The organism is Candidatus Laterigemmans baculatus (assembly GCF_010367455.1).
GTDB classification, from domain to species: domain Bacteria; phylum Planctomycetota; class Planctomycetia; order Pirellulales; family Pirellulaceae; genus Laterigemmans; species Laterigemmans baculatus.
This window is the reverse complement of the sequence record NZ_WRPR01000033.1, coordinates 64,791-87,876: the sequence shown is the minus strand read 5'-3', so window position 1 is coordinate 87,876 and position 23,086 is coordinate 64,791. Positions and strand designations below refer to the sequence as shown.

Sequence of the window (23,086 nt, the reverse complement as noted above, 5' to 3'; positions counted from 1 at the left end):
CTACCAAGTCGTTTAACGGCAAGCCGAAGGCGACTGTGTTTTAAAAAGCAGTCGCCTTCGGCTTGCCGTTAAACGATTTTTCCGCGAGCCGTCCCGCTCCGAACCAATCCAATGTGGCGCTGTGCAGTTAGGCTCTGACAGAAAATTCGGCGATTCTTATCTCTTGAGCCGTAGGCGCTAGCCTCGGGCCTCGCGTCCCCCGGCTTTTCCGCTGCGGAACCCGCGGCTAGCGCCGTCGGCTGGGTTTTCTGACAGAGCCTAGGGGGCTCTACGCTTCTTCCTCGGCGATCCAGTCGCGGCGGAGGTCCGCTTCGCTGGCCTCGACGACCGGAGCTCCGGTAAACCGCTCGACCAACTGCCCAGCCGCGTCGAACTCCAGCGGCGTGGGCTGGTCGAGAACGTCCAGGTCGTCTCGTCGCAGGGCGTCGCCGTAGAACGCGGCGCTGCACAAGACCTCGCTCAGATGCAGCGTGTCGCGGATCCACATCCAACGGACATCCTCCGGCGGCGTCAGCCCCGATTGCGTGATCGCCGCTTCGAGGACCTCGCGATCGGTCGCGTAATGGATGGGGATAGCGGCTGCCGAGACGTGCCCGGCGCTGAGCGCGTTGACGCGGGTCGCTTCTTGATCCATCTGGTCGACTAAATCCGACCGGCAAAACTCCGCTAGCCCGATCCCTGCCGCGTTGCCGCGCGACGCCTCGGTCAATCCGCGAACGTAGATGTGCCGCACTTTGGGATATTCATCGACCGCCGCGACTTTATCGTTCTGCTTGCGACCGATGATGTTCGTGTCCATCCCGGTTCCGCTGATGTCCTTGCCGATCCGGTCGATGATCAACAGATCGGCTTGGTCGAACGGCAGGTGGGCCATCAAGCGGCTGGAGGTCTCGAGCAACTGCGGCTCGCGATCGAGCAAGCGATCCTCGTCGACCGCTTCGATAATTGCGATCTGATCGAACGCGTTTTCGACCACGGCGATCCCCAGCGTGACGCTGCGGCGAGCCAGGATCGCCGGAACCACCGTGCGGATCAACCGATCAAAGGGAATGGTCTGATTCGCTTGATGGTAGACGCACGCGCCGTTGCGTTTCCCCAGCCCGACCATCAGCATCTTCAGCAATCCGCTTTGGATCCGGCCGGTGAACCGCGTGTGCGGCTTGACTCGGTTGAGCAGAATCAAATGGTCGGCGGCGAGCGCGCGGGCGTCGAAATGGATCGGCAGTCCGTCGACCGACTGGCCGATCGTTTCGGTTTCCATTGAAGCGACGATCGGACAGCCGACGCGGGCCTCGCTGATGCCGAGCCCTTCGAGCACCGCGATCTGCCCATCGGCCGTTCCCCCTCCGTGGCTGCCCATCGCAGGAACCACAAACGGCCGTCCCCCCACAGCTTTCACGTAGCGGACGATCGCGTCGACCATCGCCGGCAGGTCCGCGATGCCTCGGCTGCCGACGGCGACCGCCACGCTCTCGCCATTCTGGATTCGGTTCTGCAGGCGAACCCGTTCCAGCTCGGCTGTGACACCCGCGGCAGGATCTGCGATCCGGCCCCCGGCAAAGTGCTGGCGAAGTCGAAACATCTTGGGCAGCGTGGTCATGGAGCGTCTATCCGTCAGTGGGAAATGCCGTCAGTGGGGAATGCCGTCAGGATGAAGGTTCAGCCGTGGGGGAAATCAGCTGCAGCGGGTTGAGCTGCAGGTCGGGGCGGGCCGCTGCGATCCGAGCCAGCCCCTCGGGGGTGATCCGCGTTCGCTGCACGTCGAGCGCCCGCAAGCCGCGGAGGCCGAGCAGGAGCGGGATCGAGTCGTCGCTGACGCGGCTGCCGGTCAGCCACAGCACCTCGATCTGCCGCGAACCGGCGAGCGGCTCGAGCCCTCCGTCCCCGACCTCGGTGAAGCTGAGATCGAGCTCGCGGAGCGACCGCTGCCCCACCACGATCCGTGCCGCCGCATCGGTCACGGCGGTCGATTCGAGATTCACGCGCTCGAGCTTCGCCCCCGCGACCAACCGCTGGACGATCGCATCCGTCGCCGGCAAATGCCCCAGGTCGAGCCAAGTGAGCGGGGGTTGCGGCGGGATGCCCGCGAGTCGCTCGGCCGTCAGCTCGCAGCGACCGAGGCAGAGCAGCTCGAGCGAAGTTCCAGGCCGCAAGGCGTGCGCTCGCGAGTCACTCAGCCGCAAAAAGTTCTCCAGCTGCCGCGGCCACGGCTCGTGCGGCGCGGTGAGCTCGATCGCTGCGGGCTCGGGCCGCCCGCGATAGACCGAGCGGAGGTAGCGGAGCAGGGCGGGGCGGCGGTCCGGGTCGTCGAACAGCAAATGGGTATAGGCAGCAACCGTCGAGTACCAAGCCGCCAGATCGTCTCGACGCTGCACCGCCGCGCGTCCTTCCTCGGCCAAGACGTCGAGCGACGGAGCCGCCTGCCCGCCGAGCCAGCGCCACCGCGCGTACTGCAATCGCGGTGACTCCCAGCCGCCGACGGTGGCGAACGAATCGAAAAACCGCACCGATTCCATGTACGAGGCGATGCCTTCGAGGACCCAAAAACCAGACTCGAGTCCCGGAGCGTCGACCACTTCGCCGCACGTCTCCTGAAGCAGCTGGTGCGTGATCTCGTGATACCGCGTCTCGCGATCCGACGCCCCCTGATCCTGTGCCCCCCGCGCCCGCGACGCTCCGGCGTACAGCAACGTCAGGCGGGCTTCCGGAGCGTAGTAGCCGGTCGAAACTTCGGCGGCGGTCGCATCGCCCGCCAAGGCTTTGCTGTAGCTGGCTCGGTCGGCGAACAGCGCCACGTCGACTCGAGTCGTTTGTTTCTCCAGCGGCTGACCACTGGCGACCGCTTGGCAGACCTCGGCATCGCCGATCCACAATTCGCGAAACGCCTGCGACCAGACGGCGCGATAGCGTTCGAGGTCCTCCGCCATGGCGACCGCTTGCCGCCGGGAAGCGGTGCTAAAAATGCGAAAGTGGGGCGTTTGCGCGACGAGGAAGGACCGCGGCGGCCAGCCGAGCTGCGGGGGCGCCGCCGACCCGACGCGAATCGAGACCCGTGAAGCCGAGCCGGCCGGCAAACCGAGAATCCGCCGCGGGGCTTCGGCCGTCGGGTCTTCGCGGGCCGCACGCCAGATCCAGCCGAGCGCCGCATCGGCGTTTCCCTCGGCAGCTGCCTCTTCGGCCGCTCGGATCGCTTCCTTCGCGGCTTGACGCCGGGCGGCCAAAAAAGCCGCGGCGACTTTTGGTTCCTGCAGCGTCGGCGAAGAAATTTCCAGCCGAGCGAGCGGAAAATACGCGACCTGCTGATCGTCGCGTTCGGCCGGGACCCACCGCCGCACCGCCTCGGCCGCCTCCTCGCGCCCACTCGCGGCCAGCGCCTCAGCCAATCGGACAAACGGCCCGCCAACCGTCTCGGCAGGCGACTCGGCAGGCGACTCGGCCGCTCGCCCACTCGCCGCAATTCCGCAGGTCAACCCGAGCAGGACGCCGCCCAGGATCGTCCAGCGGCTCCACACAAACGGCCGTGGCGGGCGGTGAGCAGCGACGATCGAGCGATGCGAGCCAAACAAGGGAGCGATTCGCCTTCAGAGAAATTGGACCACCAGTGGGATCGGCTTCCCATGGTACAACATCCCGGCGATGGAGCCCCATCCCGATCGCTTCGAAGATTGTCGCAGTGCGTCGCGGATCGCCCCCGAGCGGAAGAATTCGCTAGAATGCACCGCCGTCCACCGGTTCCCGACGGCGAAGGGAGAATTCGAAGCAGGGTGCTGTCAAAAAACCTCAGCCGACGGCGCTAGCCGCGGGTTCTGCAGTGGAAAACCCTGAGCCGACGGCGCTAGCCGCGGGCTCTGCAGTGAAAAACCCTGAGCCGACGGCGCTAGCCGCGGGTTCTGCAGTGGAAAACCCAGGGGCGCGAGGCCCGAGGCCAGCGCCTACGGCTCAGAGGTTTTGTGGTGTGGGGGTGGCTGGGGAAGTATCCGATTTCAAGAATCGAAGCGACGGAAGATGAGCGTGAGCTTGATGCAGGGCGATTCGATTGCCACGAACGACACCGCGGGGAAACCTCGCGCGCAGCCAATCAATCGCTGGCTGGTGATCGCCGTCGCCCTGGTCGTGCTGGTCGGCCTCGGTTGGGGGTTGCTGCGGCTGTGGAACGGCCCTCCCCGCAATGCCGATGCGCCGGCCGCCTGGGATATTCCGGCCGCTTTCGACGAAGAGCGGGCCTTCGGCTACCTTGCCCGAATCGTCGCCTTCGGTCCTCGCCCAAGTGGCTCCGAGGGGATGCGCCGGCAGCAAGAGTATCTGACGGCGCACTTTACCGAAGCGGGTGCCAAGGTCGAGATGCAGGAGTTTGAGGCGCGGCATCCCGAGACGGGCGAACGGGTGGTGTTGGGAAATCTCATCGCCCGCTTTCGCCCCGACGCGACCAAGCGGTATCTGCTCTGCGCCCACTACGACACGCGGCCGTTCCCCGACCGCGACCCGAGCAACCCCCGCGGAGTGTTTGTCGGAGCCAACGATGGCGGCAGTGGCACCGCGGCCTTGATGGAGATGGCCCATCACGTCGCGAGCTTGCCGCCGGAGATCGGCATCGACGTGGTCCTGTTCGATGGCGAGGAGTTCGTCTTCGATTCGCAGCGCGATCCTTACTTCCTCGGTTCGACCTATTTTGCTCGTAGCTACGCGGCCCGCACCGCGAATGCTGAAGGGGCCAAGCCGGTCGACTACACCGCCGGCGTGTTGCTCGACATGGTCGGCGACCGCGAGTTGCAGCTGTACTACGAACGCAACAGTTGGAACTACGCTCGCGACGTCACGGTCGGGATTTGGAACACGGCCCGGCGGCTGGGGATCGACGCGTTTCAGCCGCGGATCCGCCACCTGGTCCGCGACGACCACATCCCGCTGAACCAGATCGCCCAGATCCCCACGACCGACTTGATCGACTTCGATTACCCGCGGCCCGGCTTCCGACACCAGTCCTACTGGCACACCCAGGAAGACACGCTCGATAAGTGCAGTGGTCGCTCGTTGACGGCGGTGATCTATGTCGTCCACACCTGGCTGTCGACCCAAGCGGAGTGAGCGAAAACTTCCCTTGTCAGGCATTTCGGATTCACGTAACGTCCGCGTCGCCGCTCGCTTGGGCGTGGTTTCTCGCCTGGGGCTGGCGGCGTTGTCCATGGTGCTGGCTGGATTGTTGTGGACCGCCTCGCAGCTGACTCCCAGTGGAGCCGGTTTGGGAACCCATCAGCAACTCGGCCTGCCCCCGTGCAGCACGCGAATTTTGTTCGATCTGCGGTGTCCCGCCTGTGGGATGACCACCTCCTGGGCCCACCTCATGCGTGGCCAGGTCGTGCAAGCGGCCACCGCGAACGTGGGCGGTTGTCTGCTCGGGTTCATGGCCTTGGCAACGGTACCCGCGGCGGCATGGATGGCCGCCAGAGGTGATCGCCCTGGGACCCGAACCGTGATGGGGGTGGCGATTGGATTGCTCGCCACGCTTGCGGTGACGCTGGTCGATTGGGCGTTGCGGCTCGCAGCCCGCTGAACCATGTCTGCGCTGACTTCGATCGTCTCATGCCTTTGCGAAGGGATTCGCCATGCACGACCAACGACCCGCTTTTGTCCGCGGTCCCCTCGTCCCACGACTCCGCTACTTAATCTTGCTGACCCTGGCGGTGATGCTGGGACTCTCGCAAACCGGGTGCATCCAGTTCGTCGCCAACATGATCCACGCGGTCCACGGCGATAACGTGCCGGCGGAGTACGAGGGCTTGGCCGACAAGAAAGTCGCGGTGATCACTATCACCGATACCAGCCAGTATTCGAACGACATCTCGGCCCGGATGCTCACCCGCTACGTGAGCGAGATCCTGAAAACCGAAGTCAAAGGCATCAAGCTCGTCCGGGAAGACGAAGTCGAACAGTGGCGGGATACGCAGGGCTGGGAAGCGATCGACTACGTGGCCCTCGGCCGCGGCGTCAAAGCCGATAAGGTCGTCTCGATCGAGTTGACCGACCTGCGGCTCCGCGAAGGGCAGACGATGTATCGCGGCCACGCCGGGGCCACGATCACCGTTCACGATGTTGCCAGCGGCAGTCGCGAGTTCCGCCGGACTTTGGACGACTACACCTATCCGGTGACGGCCGGTCTATTCACGACCGAGACGACCGAAGATAAGTTTCGCCGCGTCTACCTCGATATGCTCGGCCAACGCATCGCCCGGTACTTCCACCCCTACGACTTCCGCGACGGCGTGGCCGACGACGCTAAAATCGTGCATCAGTAGGCAAACGGTCCAGCAACCAAACGGCTCAATAGCCTACGGGCAGTGGCGGGCTTCCTGCGTGTAGGGCGTGCCGCTGGGAACGGCCCAGCGGACGCCACCGGCGATCACCTGGCGGACCTGCGGGTGATAGTAGATTGGGTAGAGTTCGTGGCCCGGGCGAAAGTAGAAGATCTTGCCTTTGCCGCGGCGGAACGTGCAGCCGCTGCGAAAGACTTCGCCGCCGGCGAACGAGCTGATCATCAACAGCTCGTCGGGGGCCGGGATGTCAAAGAACTCGCCATACATCTCGGCTTGCTCGATCTCGATCACGTCGGTTCCGAGCCCATCGAGGATCGGGTGGCTCGGATCGACCACCCACAAGCGTTCCCGCTCTCCCGCCTCCCGCCACCGCAGCATGCAGCTGGTGCCCATCAAGCGGCGGAAAATTTTCGAGCCGTGGCCGCTGTGCAGGACGAGCAATCCCATTCCGTCGAGCACACGTGAATGGACCCGCGCGACCACCTCGTCGTCGACCCGGTCATGGGCGGCATGTCCCCACCACAGCAGCACGTCGGTCGACTGCAAAACCTCCTCGGGCAAACCGTGCTCCGGTTCGTCGAGCGTCGCGGTTCGGACTTCGACGGCCTCGCCGAGCGACGCCCGCAGCCCTTCGGCGATCACCTGATGCAATCCGTCGGGATAAACCTTCCGCACATCCTCCCGCTCCCGCTCGTGGACGAACTCGTTCCAAACGGTGACGCGAATCGGCTGGGGCATGCAAAACTTTCCTGAGTGGCCGCGGCGACGCGGAGAACGGAACAATCGGCGAACCATTTTTGTACCGGGGCTGCCGATTCTCGCAACCTGAGTCGCCTTTCGCTCCGCGAAAGTAGCGTTGCCACCCATAGTCGCCTTTCGCTCCGCGAAAGTAGCGCTTCTGCGCAACTTTCGCGGAGCGAAAGGCGACTATGCGGAGCGAAAGGCGACTATCGCACGCGAAGTTGACGCTCGCCGTTTGGCAAGTCACCATTTGGGCCCCCACCCGAGACAACACCCTTCCCCCAACGCCCTCTCCTCCTTGGCTCCCTCATGACCGACTACCCCGTCCACCTTGCCATCGATTTGGGAGCGTCCGGCGGACGCGTGATCTCTGGCGGAATCGCCGACGACGCACTGCGGATGGAGACCGTCGCTCGGTTCGCCAACGAGCCGGTCCTGCTTCCCAACCAGATGTGCTGGAACATGCTCGGCCTGTGGAGTGAGATCCAGCACGGGCTTCGCCAAGCAGCCGACAACTCCCGCGTCGCATCGGTCGGTGTCGCCACGTGGGGCGTCGACTACGTGCTGCTCGACCGAGACGATCACCTGGTTGGCCCGGCGGTCCATTATCGCGATCCTCGCACCCGTGGAATCCTGCCCCACGCTTACGAGCGGGTTCCTCGCGAGACGCTGTTCGCCGAGACGGGGCTGCAGTTCATGGAGATCAATACCGCCTACCAGTTGCTCGCCGACGTGCGAGCCTCGGCGGCGCGGTTGCAGATCGCCGAGTCGCTGCTGATGATTCCCGACTTCTTTCACTGGTTGCTCACCGGCGTCAAATCGGCCGAGATGACCAACGCCTCGACGACGCAGCTGTTCAATCCGCAAACGCGCGACTGGTCCGACACGGTCATCGAAGGGCTGGGGATTCCGCGCGGCCTGTTCTGTACCATCCAGCCGCCGGGCACGACGCTCGGAATGGTCCAACCTTCGGTCGCCAGCCGCACTGGACTCCGCGACGTGCCGGTGGTCCTTCCGGCAACCCACGATACCGGTTCAGCCGTGTTGGCCGTTCCCGCAAACGGCTTCGCCCCCTCGCACCCTGACTGGTGCTACATCAGCAGCGGCACCTGGTCGCTGATCGGCTGCGAGCTGCCGGCGGCGAAGATCACCGACGCCTGTGCCGCGCTCAACTTCACCAACGAATGCGGGGTGGGAGGCAGCACGCGGTTGCTCAAGAACATCGGCGGGCTGTGGATCTTCCAGCAAATCCGGGCGGCCTTGGAGCGACAGGGGCGGGAGATCTCGTGGGAGGACATGGTCGCCAAAGCCGCTTCGGCAACTCCGCTGAGCTTTCTTCTCGACCCGGACGATCCCGAGTTCGTCGCTCCGGAGAACATGATCGAAGCGATCCGCGGCACGACCCGCCGCACCGGTCAGACCTTCCCCGACGACGAAGGCTCGCTCTTCCGAGCCGCGCTCGAAGGCTTGGCGCTGCGGTACCGCAAAAGCATCGAAGCGCTCGAATCGCTGACAGGCAGCCGCATCGAGACGATCCACGTCGTCGGGGGCGGCTCGCAAAACCCGCTGCTCTGCCAGATGACGGCCGATGCCTGTGGGCGTCGCGTCGTCGCCGGACCGGCCGAAGCCACGGCGATCGGAAACCTGCTGATGCAGATGATCGGCATCGGAACCCTCAGCTCGGTCGAAGATGCTCGAGCCCTGGTCCGCCGCAGCTTTAACCCCAACATCTACGAGCCGCAGAACACCGCCCCCTACGACGAAGCAGCCGCCCGGTTTGAACGGCTGGGGAGCTGAGCTCGCGGTTGGGATTGCATCGAGCACCCAGGGCGGCGCGTTGCGGCTTCGCCGCGTTGCTCTGCCCTGGGCTGATATGTTTGAGCCCTTCGGGCTGACGATGACGAAGCCTCAATCCTTCCCCTTCTTCAGCGTCTCCATGTACGCGATGAGGTCGACCAGGCCCTGCGGGTCGATCGTGTGGTGGAGGTTGTCGGGCATGATCGATTTCTCGCTCTTCTTCAGCTCTTCGATCTCGCTCGTCGGGATCGTCCGGTCGATCGCCTCGGCCGTGCGGAGCGTGACCGCGTCGTCGGTTCGGTTGATCAGGACGCCGGTGATGATCTGACCGCTGTCGAGCAAGCAGACGTAGTTCTCGTAGTTGTGGCTGATGCCCGCGCTCGGGTCGAGGATCGAGACCATCATCGCTTCGCGGGAGAGTTTATCGCCGATCTCCGACAGGTCGGGACCGACCTCCTTGCCCGATCCGGCCACCCGGTGGCAGTTTGCGCACGTCGCCTTGCCCGCGAACAACTCCCGCCCTCGCGACGCGTCTCCCTTCATTGCAACGAGTTCGTCGAGCGGCGGCAGCGGCGAGGCGTCGGTCGACTCCGGAAGCGGCAGGAGTTGCGCGGCTCGCTGCTTGAGCTTCTCGTTCGAGCTGCGGGACAGCAGGTCGCCGGCCAGCAGCCGCGTGTCCGCCGCCAGCTGTTGCTTCGCAGCCAATTCGAGCAACTGTTGACCGCCCAGCTGATTCGATGCCATGCCGCGCACCGCGGCCGAGCGGACCGGGTAGGGCTGCTCGGGGTCGCGGATGAGCGGATCGAGCAGCTCGATCGCCGCCGGCGACCCCAGCAAGCCGAGCAGCCGAGCCATCGCCGGTGCCCCTTCCTCGATTCCTAACGTAGCGGCCGCCACCGTGCGGCCCTGCGGCGAAGCGATCAAGAGTTCCGTCGCTTCGACGGCCGTCGTGTCGTCGCCGTGAGCGAGCGCGTAGACCAGCAGCTCGTCCTCCATACCCGCTGGCTGGAACTGCTTGACCAGAGCCACGAACTCCGGCGAGCCCGAGGAATGCCGAATATGCCGCTCGACCGCCAAACGCGTCGACTCCGCGGCCCGCCAATCGATGTCGCTCATTCGCTCCACCGCACGGACCAGCACCGCGTCGCCGCGAGCATCACCACGTGCCGGCCCTTCGTCACGCTTCTCGGCCGCGGTGAGCAATCCCCGCAGCGCTTCGGTGCGGATCTCCGGCGGATGGAACTCGAGTGAACGGAAGTAGCGGTCGGTCGCCTCCAGCGGCAGCGCGGGATCCTGCACCAACTCGGCCATTTTCATTGCCGCCTCGCGGGCCCGCACCCGCCAGACGATGTCCCGCCCTGCGGCAGTCTTCCAATCGTCGCCGACGCGCTCCAGCCAAGCCGCAAAGCATTCGTCGCTGCGAAGATCCGACCCGATCCCGAGAGCTTCCAGGTACCACCGGTCGCTGCCGTCATGGCGGGCCGCAAGCTCCGCCCACACCCGTGGCATCTCGGCGCTCGTGTCAAATCGCAGCGCGATCGCCGCTTCGCGCCGAACCGCCGCCGATGCATCGCCGGTGACCCGAGCAGCGACCGGCGCCATCGGCATTTGCAGATGCTTTGCCAGCCGCACCCCGGTCACGCGAATGTCTTCGTCCGCGTCCGAAAGCGCCAGCTCCACGTAGTGCTCGCCACGCCCTTCGATCTTGCCGAGCAGCCACAGGGCGCGAGCCCGGATCCGCGGATTCTCATCCCGCCACAGCTCGAGCAGTTCTGGCTCCGCTGCCGTTCCCAGTTCGTGCAGCGCCATCCACGCTTTGAAGCGAACCGCCAGATTCGGATTGCGGAGCGCAGCGGCAGCACCGGCGGCGGTCGAATAATCGAACTTGGGAACTCGATACTCCGTTCCCTTGGGAGCGATGCGGAACAGCCGTCCGCGGTCGAGGTCTCCCATCCGGTGCCCACCGACACCCGGGTCGTACCAATCGGTGACGAACAGCGAGCCGTCGGGAGCCACGCAGACATCAGCCGGCCGGAACCACTGGTCGCGGGTCCCGGTCAAGATCGGCTCGATGGTCGCCGTGTAACCCGCCCCCGCTCGCTCGGCCGGATAAGCGCGGACCACGTTCGGACCGGCATCGCAGTGAATCACCTCGTCCCAAAACCGCTCGGGCAGCAGGCGGCCTTCGTAGACGCAAATTCCGGTCGGTGATCCCGCACCGGTCTGCAGCAGATTCGGGACGACGCCCGGATCGTTCAAATGCCAGTGCTGCAGGGGAATCTCCTTCTCGAGGCCGATCCGCGATTGCCGCCACGAACTGCCGTCGATCTCCGAGCGGTAGCCGTAATTTCCCTGCTCCATCACAAAGTTGATCCGGCACCCCCGGTTGCCGTCATCGTCGTTGTCGCTCTGCCAGAGAGTGCCAAAGGAGTCGACGGTGGTTTCCCAGTTGTTGCGAAAGTTGTGGGCGAGGACTTCCAGATTGCTGCCATCCAAATCGCAGCGAAAGGGCATCCCGCCATAGAAAGGACGACCGTTGTCGACGACCGGGCGACCATGGATATCGACGACCACTTCGCCATTCGGACCTTTAACCGCTCCCCCAGTATTGCCAAAATTCCAATACAGCTTGCCGTCGGGTCCGAACACAAACGAATGATTGCTGTGGTCGTGCTGCGGCTGTCCAGTGTCGGTAAATAGAGCGACTTTCTTATCAGGGCGATCATCGCCATCGGTGTCGGTGAACTTCCACACGTAAGGCGCGGCGGAGACGATCACCTCGTCACCGAGCAGACAGAGTCCCATCGCCGAGTTGATATCGTTGCCCTGGTAATAGACCTTTACATCATCGGCCACCCCGTCGCCCGTCGTGTCTTCGAGAATCAGAATCCGATCCCCTTCAGGCCTGCGCCCTTGGTGGGCGCGATAGTTCATCACATCGATGACCCAGATCCGCCCTCGGTCATCGATGACAAGATTCGTGAGACTACGAAGCTCCGGCTCGCTTGCGACCAGCGTCACTTCCAACCCTTTGGCGACCTTCAATCCGGCAACCGCGTTTTCGGCGTTCCGCTGCTCCGCTTCCGAAGTCGCTTGTTGGTTAACGAGCATCGTGGGTGTTGCGACTTGCGGAACGGCGGAGAGTTTGAACTGCTGTTTGATTGCTTCGGAGTCGAAGTTCTTGGGACGGTCGTAGTCTTGATCGTCGAGAAGCTTTTCGACATCGACTTCCTGCAGCGGCACGCCTCCCTCGGGCACTTCGCCTCCGGCCGTCCAGAGGATCGCATTCGCCACCAACCGCAGCTGTTCCGCGCGGCCCCAGTTCCAGTGGAAATGGCCGCCGGTGAACCCAAAGGATCGGCCACCGCCGGGACGCTCGAATGTCCAGGCCACCGTCTGCGGTTTCCGCTCCGCGACTTCGCGGCGGACCGCGGGATTACCACTGTGCGGTCCGTCGGGTCGGCGCATCGTCGACTCCGGCGGAACCGCTGAAAGGATGGGAGTGATCCCTTGCATCTGCGAACGAAACCGCAGGTGAAAGTACCATTCGTCCTGGATCGTGAAAGGCTCGACGCCCCGGGCCACGGCCGACTTGGGCAGCTCGGTAAACTCAGCCTCCCAGACCGGATTGACCGACCAGTGGGTTTCAAAGTAGCCGCCGAGCCACTGTAGAAAGTCGTCGCCCGGCTCTCCCGCTGGCACTTCCACTGCATAGTGCAAGCAGACGAATCCCTTGCCCGCTTGAAGCAACTTGGCCAGCTGATCGCGGTGGGCGAGAGCAGGGTGCCCGCCGCCGCCATCGGCATAGATCACGATCGAATCGGCCTGCTCCAGCACGCTCGCGTCCGCCGGCCAGCCCCGGACAACTTCGGCTTGAACGCCCCTCCCGACGGCGTTGAGCGAGTCGGCCAGCAAGCGGCAGCCGGCATAGTGCTCGTGCGAGCCAAACCCATGGCTGGCCGCTCCGGCGATGAACACGATCCGGTGCTTGACCTCAGCCGGCCTGGCCGCATCGGCAGCGGAAGCAGGCTTCCCCGAGCAGAAAGCCATGAAGCAGAACGCCACGGCGAGCGAGGTCGCAAGCATTGCCGTGGAACGACGGGAACCGGATGACAACGGAGCACATGGTCGAGGCATGTCGAAATCCGAGCGGGAGGAGGGAACGCCGGCAGGAGCCACCGAAGTCGGCCGCCACGAAACCCCGCAGCCACTTCGGCGGACCCCGATTGTAACCGCTGGAGAATGCCCGCGCCGCAGTCGTTGCGGGAGACGAGTGCTCGCCAAGTCTCTAGGTTGACACTTTCCTGGACGAAACGAACACTGCCATCGGCCATCGCTGCCTGCGTGCCGCCAGGATGGTTACTGCGACTACTCGTAATCGCGTCGCCGTGGTGGGAGGCGTCGGGCTCGCGGCTCTTGGGTGCGTAGAATCCATTGATCGCGACATGGAACGCTGTCGCGCGAATCCATGATCCGTTGCGTACGCCGGTATAGCCTGCAGCCGCTGCAGGCGTGGTGGTGCGCGCAGCAACTATGGGAATTCTCACCCCGGTCGCAGGCACCCACGTGCATCCACGCAGGAGCATGCCCCAAGGCGATGAGAGCCGTCAGCAAGACGGCGCAGAAAGGTCGAACCAAAGGCAGCATCAAAAGTGCCCAGCCACAACGAAATGCAGGCGATTGTTCGGTCCGACCAAAAACCAACAGCCACTACGATCGCCTGCCGATCACGGTTCGTCAACTGCCCCGAAAAACTCAAAAAAACTCGAGCAGCGGAAAGCTACTCGGCCGGAAGCAGGGCATTCCCACCCGACGTCGCACCGGCTCGGCGGAGCCCAATCCACCGAATGTCTCCGTCTTCCATTCTCGCTAGGAAGATGACGTATTCGTAAGTCGGATCGAGTTCGCGAGTGGAGAATTGGTAGGTGCAGGCCCAGAAAAATCCCTAAAAGCACGCAGGTCACGACCAGGAACCTGAGTGAGATTCGGGGAGCGAAAAGGGAAAGGTTGGCTCGATCCCTGCTTCTCTGGCATACGGTTTTCGTAACCACGGTGTCAGCCCGCGACCTGCTCGCAGAGGTTCGCTACCACCATGACCAGCTCATCGGGATCGATGGGTTTGGTAAGATGAACCTGGAATCCCGCTGACAACGCCCGCTTCCGATCCATCGCTCGACCGTTGGCGGTGAGGGCGACCGCGGGCGTCGCACGTCCAGATTCGGCGGACAGCGTGCGAATGCGGCGCATCAGCGAAAGGCCATCCTCATCCGGCATCTCGATGTCGCTCACCAGCACTGTGGGCCGCAGTTCCTGCAGTCGGTCGAACGCCTCTGCTGCCGAGGCTGCCGTGGTAACGCGGGCACCTGAGCGGAGGAAGGTTGCGTTAAGGACGTCGCGGACATCCGGCGCGTCGTCGACCAGCAGCACATGAATGCCCTCGAGGCGTGGGAGCCGATCGCGAGGCGTATCCCACTCGACGTGGACGTCGCTCGAAGCATCGCTCCCTCCGGAGGCATGCACCGGCAGCACGGGCAGAGTCACGATGAACGTGGCACCCTTGCCTTGGCCATCGCTGTGGGCGCGAATGCTCCCGCCGTGCAATTGGACGATCTCTTTGGTGATCGCCATCCCAAGCCCCAGCCCGCCGTGCCGGTGGGAGTCCGTCCCCTGGCGGAACCGCTCGAACACGTAGGGCAACAGTTGGGGATCGATTCCTTGCCCGCTGTCGGTAACGAGGATCTCGATCTGCGAGTTCACCCGCTGAAGCCGGAGGCGGACGAAACCTCCTTTGGGCGTGAACTTCACCGCGTTGGAGAGCAAATTCCACAGCACTTGCTGCAGACGATTGGGATCTCCCGAAACGGGACCGGCGTCGGGATCCAAGACGGTTTGGATGCAGATCGATTTCGCCTCTGCCGCGAATCGGATGACATCGAGCGTCTCCTTGATCACCGTCCGTGGATCGACCGTCTGGACCTCGAGCCGCAGCTTGCCCGAGACGATTCGCGAGACGTCGATCAAATCCTCGATAAGGCGGGCCTGGGCTTTGGCGTTCCGCTCGATCACGTCGATGCCTTGCTCGATCGTATCGGGATCCGCATCGAGACGCAGGATTTGCGCCCATCCGAGGATCGCATTCAGCGGTGTTCGCAGTTCGTGAGACACCACGGCCAAGAAGTCATCCCGGGTACGTGCGGCGTCCTCGGCCGCCCGCTTCGCCTTCAACAACTGATCCTCGAACTCTCCCCTCTGACGGACCGAGAACACGACGCAGTCGTAGACGTCTGCCCCGTCCCGTTCGCGGCGTTCGGCGTTCACCAGCACCGGGACCTCACGCCCCCCGGCGGTCTGCAACGTGAGATAAATTTCCTCCACGGCACCGGCGATCCTCAGGAGCGGGAAGAAATGCGTCTGGTAGAAAACGCGTGCCCCGGTCGTTAAGAGCTTCTCGATCGAGAGTCCCACGAGAGAATCTTGCTCGCGCTCGACCATCGCCGCGAGCCTGGCATTGGCACGCACGATCGTTCCGTCAGCGGCGAAGGATAGAAATCCGCAGGGCACCGCGTTCAGAATTGCATCCATCAATCGTTTTCAGCCTCGCCGTTATTCGCATGCCGCGAGGTAGTCCCGCATCAACTCAATCGTCTCCTCTGGGTGGCTCATATGGGGACAGTGCCCGGTGGCTTTCATCACGCGGAGCGTGCTCCCCTTGAGATGCTGATGCATGTAGTCGCCCACTTCGAGCGGGGCGATCATGTCGTCGGAGCACTGGAGAATGAGCGACGGAGTGGTCACGGATGCCAAATCTTCGCGATTGTCCGAGAGGAAGGTCACTTTAGCAAACTGACGGGCCACGCGTGGGTCGGTTGAGCAAAAGCTCTGCTCGAGTTCCTCGGAAAGCTCGGGGCGGTCGGGATTCTTCATCACGTTCGGCGCGAGAAAGCTCGCCCAGCCCATGTAGTTCTTGTCCATCATCTCGAGGAGCCCCTCGATGTCGCTCCGCACGAACCCGCCACGGTAACCGGGCGGATCATCCACATAGCGGGGCGACGGGCCGACCAAAATCAGCTGCGAGAAACGCTGCGGCTCTCGGATCGCAGCGAGCATAGCGATGATGCTGCTGACCGAATGCCCCACCACCACGACCTCTCGCAAATCGAGAGCTTGGCACACGTCGAGGAGGTCCTCCGCGTACCCGTCGAGGCTCCCATAGCGATTGTCGCTGTAGGCCCTCAAGTCGGACCCGCCCGACCCTACGTAGTCGAAGAGAACGATCCGGTAGTCCGCTTCGAAAGCGGGGGTAATGTACCGCCACATGTTCTGATCGCAGCCAAACCCATGGGCAAACACCATCGGCTGCTGACCTCGACCGGAGACGTGCACGTTGTTTCTCAGCAGGACGTCGGTCGACATACGAAAGTCTTTGTCAGAGCCTTCGTCACGGAGAGCAAGGCGGTAGGCGAGAGAGCTCAGGGACTGGCACCCGATTGTCGCCTCCAGGCCCCTGGACCACAAGGATCCGTGATGAGTCCCAAATTCCGCCACTCGCGATTGCCCTGAAGACGCGGCGAGGACTCGGCCCGCTTTAGACCAAATCGCGGTTGGGGCGGTTGGCGAGTAGGGTTTTGAGCATCACCCGCAGCTCTCGGACTTTCAGGGGCATTCTTAGCATGCGGCGGTGGTTGTCCATTTCGGCGCGGCCGATAATGTGCTGCTGCTTGTCGTCGACCAGCAGGATTGCCGGGATGTCGGCGGTGTGTTCGTCGGTGGCGAATTGGTTGAAAGCTTCGAGCGCCGCGTTGCCCAGCTCGTGAGCGCTGAACACGACGCAGTCGGCCGGCGGGTCCTCGATCGGATCGAACCGCGCGATCGCCCGTCGCGGGTCGCTGATCACCAGCACGCGATAGCCCCGCTTTTTCAGCTGATCGCGGATCGCGTCCTGAAGCTCGATCTTCGACTCGACCAGCATCACCGTGCGGCCTTCCCCTTCGCTCGAAGGTGCCACCTCCTCGACCGCCGGTGTTTCCTGCTCGCCGTCAGCCGAGACGCGCCGGTAATCGCCCGCCTCGAGCCGCTCGAGCGCCTTGCGGACTTCCGCCTGCAGGAGTTCGGCCGACTGAATCCGCTTCTCGGGATCGAACTCGATCGCTTTGGCGACCACGTGGGCGACCGGAGCCGGGATGTCGGGAAGGACCTGGTGGATCGGCGTGATCGTCTGCAGCCGGGTCACATTCAAGCGGGCCACGCGGTCGCGGGTTTCGGTCAGGGGGGAGACGCCGCTGAGCATGTTGTAGAGCATGCAGCCGGCGAAATAGATATCGCTCCGCGGGTCGTCCTTGCGAACGCCCGTGCCCCGTTCGAGCGTGGCGTAGTCGATCGCTCGCGCATTGGGGCAATCGGCCAGTTGGTCGGGGTTGTTGCGATCGGCCAAGGCGGCCAACCCGAAGTCCACCAGCTTGGCCCGCCCCTCGGTGCTGACCAGTACGTTGGACATCTTCATATCGCGGTGGCTGATCCCGAGCGTCGCCGCGTAGGCGAGTCCGGCGGCCACGTCGCCAATCAGCTTCAGAGCGATCTTCGGCTCGAGCTTGCCGCGGATCTGGACCAGTTCCCGCAGCGTTTGCCCTTCGACGAACTCCATCACCATGAAGGGATTGCGGACGTCGGCGTTGACGTCGTAGATCGAGACGATGTTCGGATGCCGCAGCCGCAATCCCATCCGGCCTTCGCGAAGAAACTGGTCGAGTTGGGCGACCTCGTCGCGAAACCGCTTTCGCAGCACTTTGAGGGCGAACACTTCCCCCTCAGCGCCCTTGGCCGCACGGTACACCCGGGCAAAGGTACCGGCACCGATCAGGTAGAGGATTTTGTAGTCGCCGAAAAAATACCCGTGCGAGTCGCCTCGCATGATCTTGTCCAGCTGCAGCGTGGTCAGCAGACCGTGGCGGTGCAGACTGCGGATCAAATCTTCGGTCGTGATCTCGCCGGAACCGAGTTCGGAACGTGCTGCGTCGATTTGGCGAGCGTCTGCCAAGCCGAGCTGCAGGACACGTTGGGCAAAAGATTCAGGCGTAAATTCAGACATGGATTCCACTTAAAACTACTGGTCGCCGAGCTCTTCAATACGTTGGCGATACTCGTCCCGTTCGCGACGCGTCGCTTCGAGATCAAAGACAAGATACTTCATGTCCAAACGCAATTGACTGAGCGCCTCTTGAACCAAGTTTAGAATCCGCCGCCGCCGCGTGCTGCACTCCACCACTCGGGAGAGCGACGGCTGCAGGCTCTCGCGGTACCGAGCCGGCAGGGCGTTGACCGCTTGGATCAACTCGTTCAGTTCCACGGGGGTTTCGTCGGTTTGGTCACGAAGAGGTTGGGCTGCGAATGCCATCGTGGGGCTAACTCCAGGTTGTTGCGGTCAGTGATTGGGAACAGAGCAAAAGCACGCTCGGTGCCGATCCGGCACGCACCGCCGAAGTGGCGATGTAAGTGACGACCAGCAAACCAGTTAGACAAACGACGCCGCAGCGATGCATTCTCGCAACAAGTGGCGTGGAAGCAACAAACTCCTGTAGATTTGCCGCGCAAACCTTGGTAGTTACAGGGTTTAGGCTGTTTGTTGAGAAATCGCTTCGCGTGACGCTTTGAGACAACGTTATGCCGGTCTGTGGCCTGCTCGGTCAACAACTCGCCTCCCGCCGAGCGAGGAAAACGGCCGCTGCCTCACCGGTTGCGCGCCCCCGGCAAGCGCTGCGGATCGGGTCAGCCCTGCTGCTGCTAGTGCTCGGCACGCTCTACGGCAACTTCTCCCCGGGCTTTGCCAGCGGTCCGCTGATCGACCCGCTCGACGGGCGGCCCCTGAATTGGCGGCTGAGCGAAGCGGACTGCGGGGCGGAAGTCCGCTCCCACTGGCTCGACGCGACCGGCGGACTCGACCGGCGGCCCTGTGAAGCGTTGACGCTGCGGACCGGAAACGGCACCCGCGCGGTCCTCGAGTACCGCATCGACCCCTCGCAGATCATCGCCGAAGTCAAGGCGACGGTCTCGGTCCAGGCCGTGCGGCACGGAGCCCGGGTCGGGTTGCGGGTGCGGTATCCGCGGGTGATCGACCCCGCCACACGGGCTCCGCTGGCCGCGATCCTGTGGGGACACACCCACCGCGGGGACGGCCAGTGGGAGATGCTCACCGCAACCCCCGACTCCACGCAGCGCAGGCTTCGCGAGATCGCGATCCGCGGCCAATTCGGCGCTGAGGTCGACCTGGACGACGCCTACATCGACGCGGTCGTGATCAACGCCTACACCGGCCCCGGGTTGTCGACGATCCGCCTGGACGACCTGCGGATCGACGGACTGGTCTCCGTCTCCCCCGCCGCAGCGCCAGCAAACGGCGGGGCCGGAAGCAGCGTCGCGGGGACGGCCATCGCTTTCAGTCGCGGAGCCGTCGCCGGCAGCGGGCAGCTTCAGCCCGGGCGTTCGGCAGCCGCGGCCGGCGTGCTCCCGGCACCCCACGCCTCCGCTTTGCGGTCGACGCTGCAGTCGGCCTTCGAGTCCGCGTTTCGGAGCGGGCGCGTGACGCGGATTTTGGAGCACAATGGCGAGCCGCTCGACTATCTCAAGATGCTCGGCTTCGATGCCGTGCTGCTCTCGCGGCCACCCACGGCCGAGCTTCTGCGGGAAGCGGTCCGGCAGTCGATGATTGTTTACGCACCGCCGCCAACCGCCCCCGATCCCGCGCTCGAACCTCTGCTGACGCCCGTGGCGGGGTGGTACCTCGGGACTTCGCTCGACGATTCCCAGATGGATCTGGCCGCCAACGAAGCGGAACGAATCGCTCGGCTTCCCACCCTTTGGCAGCGCCCCGCGATGGTCGCCCCGGCGGAGTCGTGGGACCGTTTCGCCGGGGTAGCGACGACGCTCGTCTACGATTTGCCGCCAGCGATCCGTGGGCTCGGCGGCGACGAGCAGACGGCCTTGCTCCGCGACCAACTGCGCCGCACCGGACGCCCGGTGGCGGTCGCCGTGGGCGTTCCCACTTTGCCGCCCGAGCGATTGATCGCACAGCTCGACGCGATCAGCCGAGGACTGGGTGCAGCCAACGTCGAAGATTTCGGTTGGCACTCGATCTGGCTTCAAACGGCCGAAGCGCTGAAGGCGGGACCGCAGGCGATCGTGTTCCGCTCGACGCGTTCGCTGACCAGTGGCCGCGAAGCCGATCTGCAGCGAGCCGCGGCGTTGGGGCTGGTCAATCGCTGGCTGGAGATCATCGGCCCTGCGGTCGCCGGGAGTCGGCCGCAGCCCGACCTGCGAAGCAACCAGCCGAATTATCACCTGGCGCACATGGCGGGCGAACGCCTTGATGTGGTGATCGCGAGCCATACCGCACAGCCGCCCGGCGGTCCCTCACCGCCGACTCCGCCGACGCTCGAATTCCATGCGCCGGCGCGGAGTGGTGCTTTCGCTTGGCGGTTGACCAACACGGCGGCGGAGCAGCTTCCGCTGGTCGCCGACGGAGCCATGTCGAGAGTTGCGATCGAGTCGCCCGATTGGGTCGAGTGGCTGGTATTCTCGGATGACCCGGGACTGGGCCGCCGCCTCGAGCGCGTCATCCGCAGCCAAGCGGAAAGCCTCAACCAGGAACGGTGGAGGCTGGTCAGCGACGATCTGCTGATGGCTCGCGAAGACTGGAGGTCGGCCGTCGGCGGCGGATTGGTGCCGAGAGCGGCGACGCCTGCCGAAGCGATGCGGCTGGCCGCCAACGCCCTGGCCGACGTGCAACCGATCCTCGCCTCGGGACGCTACAACACCGCGATGCGGGCTACGCGAGCGGCCGATTGGCACGCGGTGAATGTCCGCCAAGCGCTCGCCGGTCGCTTGCAACCGCCCGAGATGCACCCCACCGGAATGCCGACGCTGCTCGCCCCCGGCGGCACGGTCCTGCAACTCGCTTGGCGACCAATCCTCGACGATGGCCGCTGGACCGAGAACTTGCTAGCCGGCGGGGAGTTGGATGACGCCGAAGCAATGCTCCGCAGCGGCTGGACGCACCAGAAGCGGCTGGAAGCGGTCGCCGACGCGCAGGTCGGGATCGATCCGACGGCCGGAAGCGATGGTCTCGGAGCGCTGCGAATCGAAGCGGCTGCCCATGGCGAAGTTCCCCTCCCCGGTGGTTACGCCGGCACGGTGCTTCGCGTCCGCAGCGGCCCGGTCACAGTCCCGGCGGGCAGTTGGGTGCGGATCGATGCCCGCGTCCGCACGCTCGGCTTTGGCGGACCGCATCAAGGACTGCTGGTCTACGACAGTGACGCCGGCTCGGAGCTCGGGACGCTGGTCCGCGGCAAAGCGGGCTGGCAAGATATCCGCCTGTACCGCGTCGTCACCAGCGACCGCCCGTTGCGAGTCACCTTCGAAGGCCTCGGCGGCGGCGAAGCGCTCGTCGATTGGGTGCGAGTCGCCATGTGGCAACCGGGGGCCGGGAGGTAGCCGGGAGCCGGGAGGTAGCCGGTAGCCGGGAGCCGGGAGTCGGGAGCCGGGAGCCGGGAGCCGGGAGCCGGGAGCCGGGAGCCGGGAGCCGGGAGCCGGGAGCCGGGAGCCGGGAGCCGGGAGTCGGGAGCCGGGAGCCGGGAGAAGGGAGAATCATATGGTTTTCAACTCGTACTCGTACTCGAAACCGGTCCGGCATATTGCAGAACGCTCGCTCTAGGATTCGAGTACGAGTACCGCTTCGCTGAGTACGAGTACGAGTACGAATCCCTGCCACCTGCCACCTGCCACCTGAAACCTGCAACCTGCAACCTGCAACCATGCTGACCGACGATGCACTAGCGATCTGGCGGGAGGGCGTTGCGGCGGTCGATGCCGAGCGTTTGGTCGGCGAGCAGGTGCGGGTGGAGCAGACGCCCGCGGGGGAGGTGCTGTGGATCGCGGAGCATCCGTTCCCCATCGCTGACCTCGGCCGCTTGATCGTCGTCGGTGCCGGCAAGGCCAGCGGGGCGATGGCCGCCGGATTCGAAGCGGCAGTGGGTGAGGGACTGGCGAAGCAACTGCGGCTCGAGGGCTGGGTGAACGTTCCCGAGGGGACCGAGCGGCCTCTCCGCTGGATTCATCTCGATCCAGTTCGCCCCGCCGGGCTCAACGAGCCGACGCCGCGGGCGGTCGAGGGGAGCCGCAAGATTCTCGAACTGGTCGGCAGCGCCGAGGCCAACGACCTCTGCGTCGCCCTGTTCAGCGGCGGCGGGTCGGCCCTGTTGCCACTGCCAATCGATGGGATCACGCTGGAGGACAAGCGGCAAGTCACCCGCTTTCTGAGCGGCGCTGGAGCGGACATCGAAGCCCTGAACGTCGTCCGCAAGCATCTGAGCGCGATCAAGGGAGGCAAACTGGCCGCGGCCTGCCGGGCTGGGCATCTGGTGACGCTGGTCATCTCCGACGTGCTCGGCGATCCGCTCGACCTGATCGCTTCGGGGCCGACGGTGGATGATTCGAGCACCACCGCCGACGCCCTGGCGGTGCTTGCCCGCTTCGACCGGCACCGCGAGTTGCCCGAGTCGGTCTACCGCGTCCTCGAGAACAGAAGTCCAGTGCAGCACTCGGCGGCGAGCCGCTCGGTGTCGTTGCCCGAGCGGCAGGTGGCGATCATCGGCAACAACGCGGTGGCCGTGGACGGAGCGGGGATCGAAGCGGAGCGGCGGGGCTATTCGCACGCGATGACGTCGGCTCGCCGGAGCGAAGGGGCGGCGGAGGAGGTGGGCCGCCATCTCGCCGAGATGGCATTGTCGATGCTTCGCGACGCTCCCGCCGCGAGCGGAACGCCCGACTGCTTGATCACTGGCGGCGAACCAGTCGTGCAGCTCGTTGCGGCGGCCGAGCGAGGCCGCGGAGGCCGCAACCAACAGCTCGTCCTGGCGGCACTCGAGCGGCTGATGGAGGAAGGCGAATCGCTCACCACTGCCGATCGGGAGCGGATTGTGATCCTCTCCGGTGGAACCGACGGGGAGGATGGACCGACCGACGCGGCCGGCGCGTATGTCGATGCGGCCGTCTGGCAACGAGCCGTGGAGCTCGGGCTGGATGTCGCCGACTATCTCCGCCGCAATGACGCCTACCATTTTTTTGAGCGAGCCGGGGGGCTGCTCAAGACCGGCCCGACCGGGACCAACGTCTGCGACCTGCGGGTGGTCGTGGTGCGGCGAGACGCGAGGCGCTAGCGGTCCGGTTTTTTACGCATTTGAGCCGAC

At 64.7% G+C, this 23,086-nt stretch carries 14 protein-coding genes and 1 pseudogene; 6 read left to right on the top strand and 9 right to left on the bottom strand.

Annotation, left to right across the window (positions count from 1 at the left end; translation table 11 throughout):
• Nucleotides 1-268: 268 nt before the first annotated feature.
• A complete protein-coding gene (locus tag GNK13_RS07095) occupies nt 269-1,600 on the bottom strand; it encodes a DUF362 domain-containing protein (RefSeq protein WP_164101812.1) in 1,332 nt (443 codons plus the stop codon).
• A gap of 46 nt (nt 1,601-1,646) precedes the next feature.
• On the bottom strand, nt 1,647-3,566 hold the full coding sequence (locus tag GNK13_RS07090) for a hypothetical protein (RefSeq protein WP_164101811.1): 1,920 nt from the start codon (nt 3,564-3,566) through the stop codon (nt 1,647-1,649).
• A 439-nt stretch (nt 3,567-4,005) separates the two neighbouring features.
• Between GNK13_RS07090 and GNK13_RS07085 the strand changes: the two genes are divergently transcribed.
• The 3 genes from GNK13_RS07085 to GNK13_RS07075 are packed head-to-tail and all read left to right on the top strand — an operon-like array spanning nt 4,006 to nt 6,293.
• Entirely contained in the window at nt 4,006-5,085 is a 1,080-nt protein-coding gene (locus tag GNK13_RS07085) for a M28 family peptidase (protein ID WP_235934868.1), read from the top strand.
• A 13-nt stretch (nt 5,086-5,098) separates the two neighbouring features.
• Nucleotides 5,099-5,551, top strand: coding sequence for a DUF2752 domain-containing protein (locus GNK13_RS07080; RefSeq protein ID WP_235934866.1), 453 nt, complete (start codon nt 5,099-5,101; stop codon nt 5,549-5,551).
• A gap of 52 nt (nt 5,552-5,603) precedes the next feature.
• A complete protein-coding gene (locus GNK13_RS07075) occupies nt 5,604-6,293 on the top strand; it encodes a hypothetical protein (protein WP_164101809.1) in 690 nt (229 codons plus the stop codon).
• 33 nt (nt 6,294-6,326) lie between these two features.
• Here the strand turns inward: GNK13_RS07075 and GNK13_RS07070 are convergent, their stop codons facing one another.
• A complete protein-coding gene (locus tag GNK13_RS07070; RefSeq protein WP_164101808.1) occupies nt 6,327-7,049 on the bottom strand; it encodes a ThuA domain-containing protein in 723 nt (240 codons plus the stop codon).
• A gap of 312 nt (nt 7,050-7,361) precedes the next feature.
• Between GNK13_RS07070 and GNK13_RS07065 the strand changes: the two genes are divergently transcribed.
• Complete coding sequence (locus tag GNK13_RS07065) at nt 7,362-8,849, top strand: rhamnulokinase (RefSeq protein WP_164101807.1); 1,488 nt, start codon at nt 7,362-7,364, stop codon at nt 8,847-8,849.
• 111 nt (nt 8,850-8,960) lie between these two features.
• Here GNK13_RS07065 and GNK13_RS07060 read toward each other — a convergent pair whose 3' ends face one another.
• The 6 genes and pseudogenes from GNK13_RS07060 to GNK13_RS07035 form a co-directional block, all read right to left on the bottom strand.
• Nucleotides 8,961-12,935 carry a PVC-type heme-binding CxxCH protein gene (locus GNK13_RS07060; protein ID WP_164101806.1) on the bottom strand — a complete coding sequence of 1,325 codons (3,975 nt, stop codon included), beginning with the start codon at nt 12,933-12,935 and terminating at the stop codon, nt 8,961-8,963.
• Nucleotides 12,936-13,150: 215 nt separating this feature from the next.
• Nucleotides 13,151-13,435, bottom strand: a pseudogene (locus GNK13_RS21665) (DUF1559 family PulG-like putative transporter); the annotation flags it as partial.
• A gap of 469 nt (nt 13,436-13,904) precedes the next feature.
• Nucleotides 13,905-15,431, bottom strand: a complete 1,527-nt coding sequence (locus tag GNK13_RS07050) for a hybrid sensor histidine kinase/response regulator (RefSeq protein WP_164101804.1) — start codon at nt 15,429-15,431, stop codon at nt 13,905-13,907.
• A gap of 21 nt (nt 15,432-15,452) precedes the next feature.
• Nucleotides 15,453-16,262, bottom strand: coding sequence for an alpha/beta fold hydrolase (locus tag GNK13_RS07045; protein ID WP_164101803.1), 810 nt, complete (start codon nt 16,260-16,262; stop codon nt 15,453-15,455).
• A gap of 172 nt (nt 16,263-16,434) precedes the next feature.
• Nucleotides 16,435-17,934 (bottom strand): serine/threonine-protein kinase, encoded by a 1,500-nt coding sequence (locus GNK13_RS07040; protein ID WP_164101802.1) that lies wholly within the window; start codon nt 17,932-17,934, stop codon nt 16,435-16,437.
• 15 nt (nt 17,935-17,949) lie between these two features.
• Complete coding sequence (locus GNK13_RS07035; protein ID WP_164101801.1) at nt 17,950-18,240, bottom strand: transcriptional regulator; 291 nt, start codon at nt 18,238-18,240, stop codon at nt 17,950-17,952.
• Between the two features lie 266 nt (nt 18,241-18,506).
• On the opposite strand from GNK13_RS07035, the gene GNK13_RS07030 reads away from it, so the two are divergent.
• Nucleotides 18,507-21,332, top strand: a complete 2,826-nt coding sequence (locus GNK13_RS07030) for a hypothetical protein (RefSeq protein ID WP_164101800.1) — start codon at nt 18,507-18,509, stop codon at nt 21,330-21,332.
• Nucleotides 21,333-21,652: 320 nt separating this feature from the next.
• Entirely contained in the window at nt 21,653-23,056 is a 1,404-nt protein-coding gene (locus GNK13_RS07020) for a glycerate kinase type-2 family protein (protein WP_164101799.1), read from the top strand.
• Nucleotides 23,057-23,086 lie beyond the last annotated feature (30 nt).

Excerpts from the sequence above, each read along its gene's own strand:
- GNK13_RS07095 (WP_164101812.1), bottom strand. The coding sequence starts at position 1,600 with ATGACCACGCTGCCCAAGATGTTTCGACTTCGCCAGCACTTTGCCGGG.
- GNK13_RS07085 (WP_235934868.1), top strand. The coding sequence starts at position 4,006 with ATGAGCGTGAGCTTGATGCAGGGCGATTCGATTGCCACGAACGACACC.
- GNK13_RS07075 (WP_164101809.1), top strand. The coding sequence starts at position 5,604 with ATGCACGACCAACGACCCGCTTTTGTCCGCGGTCCCCTCGTCCCACGA.
- GNK13_RS07070 (WP_164101808.1), bottom strand. The coding sequence starts at position 7,049 with ATGCCCCAGCCGATTCGCGTCACCGTTTGGAACGAGTTCGTCCACGAG.
- GNK13_RS07065 (WP_164101807.1), top strand. The coding sequence starts at position 7,362 with ATGACCGACTACCCCGTCCACCTTGCCATCGATTTGGGAGCGTCCGGC.
- GNK13_RS07060 (WP_164101806.1), bottom strand. The coding sequence starts at position 12,935 with ATGCTTGCGACCTCGCTCGCCGTGGCGTTCTGCTTCATGGCTTTCTGC.
- GNK13_RS07050 (WP_164101804.1), bottom strand. The coding sequence starts at position 15,431 with ATGGATGCAATTCTGAACGCGGTGCCCTGCGGATTTCTATCCTTCGCC.
- GNK13_RS07045 (WP_164101803.1), bottom strand. The coding sequence starts at position 16,262 with ATGTCGACCGACGTCCTGCTGAGAAACAACGTGCACGTCTCCGGTCGA.
- GNK13_RS07040 (WP_164101802.1), bottom strand. The coding sequence starts at position 17,934 with ATGTCTGAATTTACGCCTGAATCTTTTGCCCAACGTGTCCTGCAGCTC.
- GNK13_RS07035 (WP_164101801.1), bottom strand. The coding sequence starts at position 18,240 with ATGGCATTCGCAGCCCAACCTCTTCGTGACCAAACCGACGAAACCCCC.
- GNK13_RS07030 (WP_164101800.1), top strand. The coding sequence starts at position 18,507 with ATGCCGGTCTGTGGCCTGCTCGGTCAACAACTCGCCTCCCGCCGAGCG.
- GNK13_RS07020 (WP_164101799.1), top strand. The coding sequence starts at position 21,653 with ATGCTGACCGACGATGCACTAGCGATCTGGCGGGAGGGCGTTGCGGCG.